Source organism: Aeromonas sp. MdU4, from assembly GCF_041929505.1.
In the GTDB taxonomy this organism is placed as follows: Bacteria; Pseudomonadota; Gammaproteobacteria; order Enterobacterales; family Aeromonadaceae; genus Aeromonas.
The window spans coordinates 93138-103303 of sequence record NZ_JBHFMW010000014.1; the positions used below are offsets into that span (position 1 = coordinate 93138).

Annotated in this window: 10 protein-coding genes and 1 riboswitch; of the genes, 5 read left to right on the forward strand and 5 right to left on the reverse strand. The window is 60.7% G+C overall.

Translation table 11 applies throughout. From position 1 onward, the window contains the following. Nucleotides 1–40 precede the first annotated feature (40 nt). Together ACE1BR_RS08140 and ACE1BR_RS08145 are read left to right on the forward strand one after the other, a co-directional pair. A complete protein-coding gene (locus ACE1BR_RS08140; RefSeq protein ID WP_374869215.1) occupies nucleotides 41–772 on the forward strand; it encodes a LytR/AlgR family response regulator transcription factor in 732 nt (243 codons plus the stop codon). 109 nt (nucleotides 773–881) lie between these two features. After that, on the forward strand, nucleotides 882–2078 hold the full coding sequence (locus ACE1BR_RS08145; RefSeq protein ID WP_374869217.1) for an MFS transporter: 1197 nt from the start codon (nucleotides 882–884) through the stop codon (nucleotides 2076–2078). Between the two features lie 75 nt (nucleotides 2079–2153). On the opposite strand, the gene ACE1BR_RS08150 is transcribed toward ACE1BR_RS08145, so the two are convergent. From ACE1BR_RS08150 to ACE1BR_RS08165, 4 genes are all read right to left on the reverse strand, one after another. Continuing rightward, complete coding sequence (locus tag ACE1BR_RS08150; protein ID WP_374869219.1) at nucleotides 2154–3278, reverse strand: 5-(carboxyamino)imidazole ribonucleotide synthase; 1125 nt, start codon at nucleotides 3276–3278, stop codon at nucleotides 2154–2156. Then, nucleotides 3275–3784 (reverse strand): 5-(carboxyamino)imidazole ribonucleotide mutase, encoded by a 510-nt coding sequence (purE, locus tag ACE1BR_RS08155; protein WP_374869221.1) that lies wholly within the window; start codon nucleotides 3782–3784, stop codon nucleotides 3275–3277. The genes ACE1BR_RS08150 and purE overlap by 4 nt, the downstream gene beginning before the upstream one ends. A gap of 63 nt (nucleotides 3785–3847) precedes the next feature. Further along, nucleotides 3848–4150 (reverse strand): P-II family nitrogen regulator, encoded by a 303-nt coding sequence (locus tag ACE1BR_RS08160; RefSeq protein WP_374869223.1) that lies wholly within the window; start codon nucleotides 4148–4150, stop codon nucleotides 3848–3850. A 4-nt stretch (nucleotides 4151–4154) separates the two neighbouring features. Continuing rightward, nucleotides 4155–5081: a sodium-dependent bicarbonate transport family permease gene (locus ACE1BR_RS08165; RefSeq protein ID WP_374869225.1), complete on the reverse strand. Its 927-nt coding sequence runs from the start codon at nucleotides 5079–5081 to the stop codon at nucleotides 4155–4157. A gap of 109 nt (nucleotides 5082–5190) precedes the next feature. On the opposite strand from ACE1BR_RS08165, the gene nhaR reads away from it, so the two are divergent. The 3 genes from nhaR to murI all read left to right on the forward strand — a co-directional run bounded on the left by nhaR (nucleotide 5191) and on the right by murI (nucleotide 9148). Next, the gene (gene nhaR, locus ACE1BR_RS08170; RefSeq protein WP_374869227.1) at nucleotides 5191–6093 is read left to right on the forward strand and encodes a transcriptional activator NhaR; all 903 of its coding nucleotides are present in this window, start codon (nucleotides 5191–5193) and stop codon (nucleotides 6091–6093) included. 35 nt (nucleotides 6094–6128) lie between these two features. Then, nucleotides 6129–6307: riboswitch (cobalamin riboswitch) on the forward strand. A gap of 51 nt (nucleotides 6308–6358) precedes the next feature. Beyond that, nucleotides 6359–8236, forward strand: a complete 1878-nt coding sequence (locus ACE1BR_RS08175; RefSeq protein WP_374869228.1) for a TonB-dependent receptor domain-containing protein — start codon at nucleotides 6359–6361, stop codon at nucleotides 8234–8236. Between the two features lie 108 nt (nucleotides 8237–8344). After that, a complete protein-coding gene (gene murI, locus ACE1BR_RS08180; protein WP_374869230.1) occupies nucleotides 8345–9148 on the forward strand; it encodes a glutamate racemase in 804 nt (267 codons plus the stop codon). Nucleotides 9149–9155: 7 nt separating this feature from the next. On the opposite strand, the gene ACE1BR_RS08185 is transcribed toward murI, so the two are convergent. Next, the gene (locus ACE1BR_RS08185; protein WP_374869232.1) at nucleotides 9156–9647 is read right to left on the reverse strand and encodes an RNA recognition motif domain-containing protein; all 492 of its coding nucleotides are present in this window, start codon (nucleotides 9645–9647) and stop codon (nucleotides 9156–9158) included. Nucleotides 9648–10166: the final 519 nt, after the last annotated feature.

A 10166-nucleotide genomic window follows, 5' to 3' on the forward strand; every position in this document is an offset into this window, starting at 1 on the left:
TCATGGTTGAGGATAAGTGTGTACCGCGAGAGGTGTTGTCATGCTGAAAGCGATCATTGTGGAAGACGAGTATCTGGCTCGCGAAGAGCTGGCCTATCTGGTGGGGCTGCACAGTCAGATCGAGATAGTGGCGAGCTTCGAAGATGGGCTGGCCGCGTTCAAATACCTGCAGGATCACGAGGTGGATGTGGTGTTTCTCGATATCCAGATCCCCTCCATCGATGGCCTGCTGCTGGCCAAGAATCTGCACAAGTCGAGTCACCCGCCCCACATCGTCTTCGTCACCGCCTACAAGGAGTTTGCGGTCGAAGCGTTCGAGCTGGAGGCGTTCGACTATATCCTCAAGCCCTACAACGAACCGCGCCTCATCAGCCTGCTGCAAAAGCTGGAGCAGGCGGGCAAGTCGCAGGTCGGGCAGGGGATCGAGCCGGGGACAGTACAGAATCGCACCGTCAATCTGGTGAAGGGTGAGCGCATCATCGTCACCCCCTGCGAGCAGATCTACTACGCGGAAGCCGACGAGAAGCTCACCTATGTCTACACCCGCGATGATCGCTATGTGATGACCATGACCATCAGCGAGTTTGTCAGCCGGCTGCCTGCCGAGGGGTTCTTCCGCTGCCACCGCTCCTACTGCGTCAACATCAACAAGATCCGCGAAATAGTCCCCTGGTTCAACAGTACCTATCTCATCCGGCTCCATGATCTGCCGTTCGAGGTGCCGGTCAGTCGCAGCAACATCAAGGCGTTCCGTCAGCTGATGCGGCTCTGATTGTCATTCATTCCCGCCGATCTGCATTTCATGCCTTAATCGATCGGCGCGAACTGCGTCTTGTCTATAGTGGCCCCAGTTTCCTTAAGGCCATCGACCGAGACGTATCATGACCAAAGAGATGAATCGTACCCGGTACCTGACTCTGATCGGTACCATCATCACCCAGTTTGCACTGGGTTCCGTTTATACCTGGAGCCTGTTCAACGCCCAGCTCTCCGACAAGCTGGACGAGCCGGTGAGTCAGGTCGCCTTTGCCTTTGGCCTGCTCAGCCTGTCGCTGGCGGTTGCCTCCTCCATGGCGGGCAAGCTGCAGGAGCGGTTCGGGGTGCGCAACGTCACGCTGGGTGCTGGCGTGCTGCTCGGCATCGGCTTCTTCCTCACCGCCCATGCCAGCAATCTGGCGATGCTCTATCTCTGCGCTGGCATTCTGGTCGGTTTTGCCGACGGTACCGGTTACCTGATGACCCTCTCCAACTGTGTGAAGTGGTTCCCGGAGCGCAAGGGGCTGATCTCCGCCTGCTCCATCGGTGCCTACGGCCTCGGCAGCCTTGGCTTCAAGTACATCAACCTGCTGCTGCTTTCCAGCAACGGTCTTGAGACCACCTTCCAGCTGTGGGGGCTGATCGCCATGTCCATGGTGCTGGTGGGCGGCATGCTGATGAAGGATGCGCCCAAGCAGGCCGCCTCCGTGCAGCAGAGCGAGAGCCGCGACTTCACCCTGGCCGAGGCGATGCGCAAGCCGCAATACTGGATGCTGGCGCTGATGTTCCTCACCGCCTGCATGAGCGGTCTCTACGTCATCGGCGTGGCCAAGGATATCGGTGAGAAGATGGTGGGTCTGCCCGCCGTGGTGGCCGCCAACGCCGTCGCCATCATCGCCATGGCCAACCTGGGTGGCCGTCTGGTGCTGGGTATCCTCTCCGACAAGATGTCCCGCATCCGGGTCATCACCATCGCCCAGCTGATTACCCTGGCGGGCATGGCGCTGCTGCTGTTCGTGCCGCTCAATGCCAACCTGTTCTTTGTGGCGGTGGCCTGTGTGGCGTTCAGTTTCGGTGGCACCATCACCGTCTATCCCTCGCTGGTGAGCGACTTCTTCGGTCTCAACAACCTGACCAAGAACTACGGCGTCATCTATCTGGGCTTTGGTCTGGGCAGCATCATCGGCTCCATCGTGGCTTCCCTGTTTGGCGGCTTCATGGCGACCTTCAACCTGATCCTGGTGTTGCTGGTGGTGGCGCTGGTGCTCTCCCTCACCATCCGTCTGCCCGCCCCCGTGGCTCTGACTTCCGAACGGGCCTGATCAGTCATCCCTTCGTACTGCCAGCAATCGCAAAGACCCGGGCCATGCCCGGGTCTTTGCATTTCCGATGGTCGATCAGCGTGGCGCTAGCCACAGCAGCTGGCGGGCCTGACGGCAGGTCTCCTCCACCATTGGCCAGTCGTCACCGGTCACCGTGATATGGCCCATCTTGCGGCCGGGGCGGGGTTCGCCCTTGCCGTAGAGGTGCAGATTCAGGCCGGGCAGCGCCAGCAGTGCGGCCCAGTCGGGTGTGCCGTTCTGCCAGAGATCCCCCAGCAGGTTGATTAACAGGGCGGGGCGCACGGCGATCTGCTCTGGCAGCGGCAGATCGCAGAGGGTGCGCACCTGCAGCTCGAACTGGCTGCATGCGGCGTTGTCGAGGCTGGGGTGGCCCGAGTTGTGGGGGCGGGGCGCCAGCTCGTTGACCAGCAGTCGTCCCTCCACCAGAAAGAACTCTACCGTCAGCACCCCGACGTAATCGAGGGTTGCGATGATGTGTTTGGCGATCTCTTTGGCTTCGCTCTCGAGCGCCGGCACATTGGCCGGGGAGCGGGTCTGATCGAGAATGCCGCCGCTGTGCCAGTTCTCTACCAGCGGCAGGGCGCAGATGGCGCCGCTCTGGCTGCGGGCCAGGGTAAGGGCAAACTCCCCCTCCTGCGCCAGCCGTTGCTCCAGCACGCAGGGCACACCACTGCCTGCCAGCGCCGTCGCCAGCTCATCCAGATCGCTCACCTGCCACTGTCCCTTGCCGTCGTACCCCTCGCGGGCAGTCTTGAGGATGGCGGGGAAGATTTCGCTGGCCTGTGCGGGGATGGGCTCTTCCGGCAGTAGCGCCAGATAGGGGGCAACCGGGATGTTGGCTCCGCGCAGAAAGGCTTTCTCCTCGCGGCGATCCTGACAGATGCGCACCGCGCTGGCGGCCGGGCGCACCGGCTTTTGTTTTTCGAGCAGGGCGAGAGTGGCGGCGGGCACGTTCTCGAACTCGCAGCTGATGGCCTCGCAGCGGCTGGCCAGATTGAGCAGGGCGGTCTGGTCGTCATAGGGGGCGACAATATGGTGATCGGCGGCAGCCCCGGCGATGCTGGCCGGGTCGGGATCAAGCACTACTACCTTGTAGCCGAGGCGGTGGGCGGCCATCACGAAGTAGCGGCCGAGCTGGCCGCCCCCCAGCATGCCGAGGGTGGCGGGTGGCACTATCATGTCGGCTCCTCCAGTTGCAGTGCCAGCACCCGATCTCGCTCGTGGTTGCGGAAGTCGTCGAGCTGCTGCCGGTAGCGGGGGGCGTCGTCATCCCGCGCGACCGAGAGCAGGGAGACCGCAAACAGGGCGGCGTTGGCAGCCCCCGCCTCGCCGATGGCGAAGGTGGCGACCGGCACCCCTTTAGGCATCTGCACGATGGAGAGCAGGGAGTCCATCCCTTTGAGATGGCGGGAGGGAATGGGCACTCCCAGCACCGGCAATGTGGTCTTGGCAGCGACCATGCCCGGTAGGTGGGCGGCGCCACCGGCTCCGGCGATGATGGCGCGCAGGCCGCGCTCGCGGGCAGTGGCGGCATACTCGAACAGCAGATCCGGGGTGCGATGGGCTGAGACCACCCGCGCCTCGTAGGGTACGCCGTGCTCCTTGAGGATGCGGGCGGCAGCCTGCAGCACGGGCCAGTCGGAGTCGGAGCCCATTACCAGGCCGATCAGGGGAGGGGTGTTCATTTTTTCTGAATCCTTGTTGTTAAACGTTTGTTTTTGGTAAACAAAAAGAGCTGGCAAGCCGGCTCAGAATTTCTCGGGTCGCACGATTTCGACCGGTTGCAGAAAGGCGATCATGGCGTAATCGGGGTAGTAACGATTCTGCAGGTGGGCCAGCAGCCGCTCCGCCTGCTCCCGGCTGCAGATCGCCTCCAGCCGGATGTTGCCGCTCTCGCTCCAGCTGGCGTTGCGCTCGCCATGATCCCCCCGGCCACGGGCATCTGTGATGGTGTAGCCGCGCAGCCCCTCGCGGGTGAGGGTGCGCAGCAGGGTAGGCTCCAGATTGGCTTCCGTGATGATGGTCAGCAGGGTGCGGGTCTCGGTCTGCATGTGGCTACTCCGTGAAGTGGCGGGCCCAGCTGTGGTAGAGCGGGATCCCCAGCATGATGTTGAACGGGAAGGTGACCCCCAGCACGGCGCTGAGGGAGAGCCCCGGGTTGGCCTGAGGCACGGCGATGCGCATGGTGGCAGGCACGGCAATATAGGAGGCGCTGGCCGCCAGGGTCGCCAGCAGGGTCAGGCCGCCGAGGGAGAGTCCCATCAGCTGGCCAGCCGCCAATCCCAGTCCCGCGGAAGCGAGCGGCATCAACAGGGCGAAGCCGAGCAGGAACAGACCGTGACGGCGCAGATCCTGACACTGGCGGGCGACGATAAGGCCCATCTCCAGCAGGAACAGCGCCAGCGCTCCCTTGAACAGGTCGACAAACAGCGGTTTGAGCGGGGCAATCCCGTCCGGCCCGGCCAAATAGCCGATGGCCATGCCGCCCAGCAGCAGGGTCACCCCTTTGCCAAGGAAGGTCTCGTGGGCCAGCATGCGCCAGCGGGTTTCGCGGCTGATGCCACGGGCCAGCACTATGCCCACCAGAATGGCCGGGATCTCCATCACCGCGAGGAAGATGGAGAGCTGGGATTCGAAGCTGATGCCCCGTTCGGTGAGCCAGTTCACCCCGACCGCGAAGGTGGCGACGCTGACCGAGCCGTAGTGGGCGGCGGCGGCGGCGGCATCCACCCGGTTCATCTTGAGGCGCAGCACGGCAAAGCCGAGCAGTGTCTGCACCACGCCAAGCAGGATCACCAGTGCCAGTTGCGGCAGCAGAGGTTGCAGGGATTGCTGGGCCAGACCGACGCCTCCCTTGAGGCCGATGGCCAGCAGCAAAAAGAGGGAGAGGGTGTCGTAGAGGGCGGGTGGCAGTTTGAGCTCGGAGTGCACCAGACCGGCCAGCAGACCAAACAGAAAGAAGAGAACAACGACGTCCAGCATGATGGCTCGCAGGGCAGTTCAGATAATGGTTGCATGCTAGAGCTCGCAATGTTTCGATAAAATCAGATTCTCGCTGATGGTTGTTCGGTAAAAACTGATAGGGAACGGCATGCTCAACTACAAACAGCTCTACTACTTTTGGCATGTGGCGCGCAGTGGCAGCGTGACGCAGGCCGCCGAACAGCTGCATCTTACGCCGCAGACCATCAGCGGTCAGGTGGCCGAGCTGGAGCAGTCCCTCGGGGTGGCGCTGTTTAACCGGGTGGGGCGGCGTCTGGTGCTGACCGCCGCCGGACGGCAGGCGCAGGAGCAGGCGGGGGCTATTTTCTCGCTCGGCGCCGAGCTGGAGCACACCCTGCGCCACGCCAGTCAGGAGTTGACCATGCAGGTGGGGATCGCCGATTCGGTACCCCGTACTCTGGCGTTCGAGCTGCTGGCCCCCGCCATGGCGCTGGCGACCCCGCTGCGGCTGGTGTGTCACGAGGAGCGGGCCGAGCAGCTGTTCAGCGAGCTGGCCCGCCACAAGCTGGATATGGTGCTGATCGATCGCCCGCTTCCTCCCGACAGCGGGGTGCGCGCCTATAACCATGAGCTGGGGCGCAGTCCGCTGGCACTGTTTGCCAGCCCCGAGCTGGCGGCGCGGGCGCGGGACGGTTTTCCCGCTTCGCTGGAGGGGTTGCCGCTGCTGATCCCCGGAGAGAAGTCGGCCACCCACGATCGGCTGCTGGAGTGGTATCGCCAGCAGGGCATTCATCCCCATCTGGTGGGGCAGTTTGATGACTCCACCCTGATGAAGTCGTTCGGCAAGGCGGGGATGGGGATCTTCCCGGCGCCGCTGGCGATGGCCGACGAGATTGGCCGCCTCTACGGGGTGGAGCGAATTGCGACCCTGACCGAGGTGACCCTCTCTTACTATCTGGTCTCGGCCGGGCGGCAGCTTTCCCACCCCGGGGTACAGGCGGTGATGGAAGGGGCGAGAGAGCGGTTGCTGGCGCTGGAAAAGAGTAAATAGAAATCTGGATGGCTATACATCCAACCCTGCCCTGCCTATAATCCTCCCGCTTTGGCGCATCATGCTTAATAGGGAATCCGGTGAAAATCCGGAGCTGGCGCGCAGCGGTAAGGGGGAACGAAGCGACATCAGGGCACTGCCGTCAGGTGGGAAGCCGTCGCCGTAGGCCATCAGCCCCCCAGCCCGAAGACCTGCCAAAGTTCGTATTTCGGGCCGAGAGACATCGGCCACGAAGTAGATGCTTACGCGAACTTAAGGATCTCTCATGTCGAATAAATTTCTGGCGGCGGCCCTGTTGCCAACGGCGGCATTTGCCCAGCAGCTGACCATTCCTGTCAATCCCACCATGGTGGTGACGGCCACCCGCGTCGTCCAACCTGCCTCCAGTGTGCTGGCGCCGGTCAATGTGGTGACCCGGGACGAGATCGATCGTCTGCAGGCCCAGACCGTGACCGATGTGGTCAAGACCCTGCCCGGCGTGGAAGTGGTCAGCAATGGTGGCCGTGGCCAGACGAGCTCGCTGCGGGTTCGTGGCGGTACCTCCTCCCAGACGCTGGTGCTGGTGGACGGGGTGCGTAGCGCCTCGCTGACCGCCGGGATGACCGAACTCAACAACCTGCCGCTCAATCAGGTGGAGCGGATCGAATATATTCGCGGCCCGCACGCCACCATCTATGGCTCCGATGCCATCGGCGGGGTGATCAACATCATCACTCGCCCCGACAAGGGCGCGAGCGAGCACCAGTTCAATGTCGGGGTTGGCTCCCATCAACAGCGTCAGGCCTCTTTCAGCAGCACAGAGCAGATAGGCGAGGCGGGTCAGTTCAAGGTAGCCGGTGGCTTTGATGATGAAGAGGGCTACAACGTACACCCCCTGCCCGGTATCAACGATGGTGACCAGCATGGTCACCGTGGCTATAACGCCATGCTCGACTATCAGCAGGCATTGGGTAGCAACTGGGATCTGTTCGGCGCAACCCGCTGGTTCCGCAATATTGCCCAGTACGATCGCTCTTCCGAGGCGTCAGCCTGGGGCCCTGCCCTGCATCAACGCAACGAGTCATGGAACGAAAACCAGAGTTATCAGCTGGGTTCCCGCTATCACAACGAGCGCTATCTGAGCGAGCTGCGTGGTGCCTTTTCCAAGCAGGATGCCTACGACTATCCGGACAGCAGTGGCCGCGATCAGGCCAATGACCGGACTTATACCCGCCAATACAGTCTGAACTGGGTCAACAGCCTCAAGCTGAATGAGCTGTGGACGCTTGGCGGCGGGGCGGACTGGCAGCGCGACATGCTGGACGATCGCTCCCGCTCCTCCGGCTCCACGTATCCGGCCGATGCCAAAGAGCGCGACAACACCGGCCTCTATGCCCTTGCCCAGTTCGACAACCAGACCTGGCAAGCCGAGCTGAGCGGCCGTAGCGATGACAACGAGCAGTTTGGTCGCCACAACACCTGGCAGACCGGCGCAGGTTGGCGCTTTGTTGAGGATTACCGCCTGAGCGCCCGTTACGGTACCGGTTTCCGCGCGCCTACCTTTAATGACCTCTACTACCCGGGCTCTGGCAATCCCAACCTGAAACCGGAAGAGTCGAAGAGTAGCGAGCTGATGCTGGACGGCCAAACCGCCGGTGTTGAGTGGCGTATGACCGGTTATCGCAATGACTTCGAGCAGATGATCCAGTGGGCGCCGGTTGACCCTAATAATGACAGTGGCCTCTGGATGCCACAAAACGTGGAGCAAGCCTCCATCAAAGGGATTGAGCTGGAGGGGGAGTTTGACACCGGCTGGCTGAGCCATCGGGTCTCTGCCGAGTATAAGGATCCCAAAAACAAGGTGACCGACAAGCAGATACAGCTGATCTCTCGCAAAGGGGCCAAGTGGGTGACTCAGGCACAGTGGCAGCAGTTTGATGGTTCATTGAGCTGGATCTATCAGGGTGAGCGCTATAGCGATACCGCCAACACCCAGACGCTGGGTGGTTACAGTCTCTGGAACCTGGTGGTCGGCTACAAGGTAACCCCGGCGCTCAAGGTGTCTGGCAAGGTTAACAACCTGCTGGACAAACATTACCAGACGGCAGCTGGCTACCCTGCCGATGAGCGTGCTTACTACGTGACGATGGATTATTCGCTCTAAGCTGGTTTCGGCCGAGCAGAAAAATCAGGGGCCCTGCCATTGGCAGGGCCTTTTCTATTGGCGGCAGGCGGGAGTATGATCGCCGCCTTGCAGCAAAGGGGAGCTCAAGTGGCCAATATTCTCGTGTTTGATTCCGGTATGGGTGGCCTGACCATCTATCGCGAGATCCGTCGCGTCTTGCCGGCACACAACTATTTCTACTGCTTCGACAATGCCAACTTCCCCTATGGCGAATTGAGCGAGCCAGCCTTGATTGCCGCTTGTTCCCGCTTGGTCACTACCATGGTGGCACGCCACCAGATCGATCTGGTGGTGATCGCCTGCAACACGGCCAGTACCATAGCGCTGCCTGCCCTGCGGGCGGCACTGGAGATCCCTGTCGTGGGGGTGGTGCCTGCCATCAAGCCCGCCGCCGCACAGACTCGCAACGGTTGTATCGGTCTGCTGGCCACTCCGGGCACGGTTAGTCGCGACTATACCCATGAGTTGATCGCCCAGTTTGCTCCCGGCAAGCGGGTGCTGCTCAAGGGCACCACCGAGCTGGTAATAGAAGCCGAACACAAGCTGGCGGGTCTGCCGGTCAATATGGCGTTGCTGCGTGAAGTATTGGCCGACTGGCTGGAGGGAGAAGAGAAGCCGGATACGCTGGTGCTCGGTTGCACTCACTTCCCGTTACTCAATGAAGAGATTGGGCAGCTGATGCCGCAATGTCAGCTAATCGATTCCGGCAGTGCTGTTGCCAAACGGGTGGCCTGGCTGCTGGCTAATGAAAGGAAGGAAGAGTCGCCATCGGCTGATGGGGATGGGGTTCTCGCCAAGGCATATTGCACCCGGCTGGATGGGGAGGCCCAAAAACTGACAGCCCCCTTGCAAGCATGGGGGCTGTCATCACTGGAAGAGGTGGGATTCTGACGAGGGCTCAAGCCTCGACTTCGCCACCCTCCTTCTCCTCTTTATCTCGTTTGTCGTTCGCTTCACGCACCTTGAGGGTGCGCTGCTGATACTCTTTGTCATTCAATGCAGCAATCGCCTTGGCGGCATCGGCGGCAGGCATCTCCACGAAACCGAAACCTCTGCGCTTGCCGGTTGCCTTGTCCTTCATCAACCGCACGGAAATGACCTGGCCCTGTTCGGCAAACAACTCGCGCACTGCAATCTCGTTGGCACGATAAGGCAGGTTGCCTACATATAAGGTGCAAGTCTCCTGATTGGCGACCGCTTCGCTTGCATCTGCAGGGGTTCGCTTCAGGAACAGCGGTACCACGAAACCGCCAATTGCCAGACCCGCTGCAAAAATGACTTCCGCTTTCAAAGAGAATTGCAGGGCCTGGGCAACCAGGTAGCCAACCACTGCCAATACCAGAGCAAGGATTGCGGCCTGCATATAGACGGGAAACTTGGATAAATTCATCTTAAAAGACCTTTTGTAAATGAAAGCAAAAAAGGTGCAACACTGTATTCACCTCCATGGTAACCAGCTTTCCTGATTGGCGCTACCATGGTCCACTCGGAAGAGGTTATCGGCTCCAGTATGGCACTCCCAAGGGCTCTGGCTGCGATATAAATGACGCTAAAAGGGGAGTGGAACTACTGGATTGTGGATAACCTTGTATATATACACTGAATAAGCTGTTTCTAATTGAATAATTTGAAATTTTCGTGATTTTCTTCAAAAAAACTATTGTCATCCCGGCGCGGCTCCCTATAATGCGCCCCTACCAGCACGGCGGAACACGCCGAACTGATGAGCTAGCTTCCTTGTGAAGCCGGCGCCGAAAGAAAAGCGAAAACAATCGCTTGACTTTCGAAGTGAGGAGCGTAATATACGCCTCCTCAACGCGACAAGCGTGACGCTCTTTAACAATTTGAATCAAGCAATCTGTGTGGGCACTCACAGCATCGAACATCAAAAACAATTTTTGATTTTCAA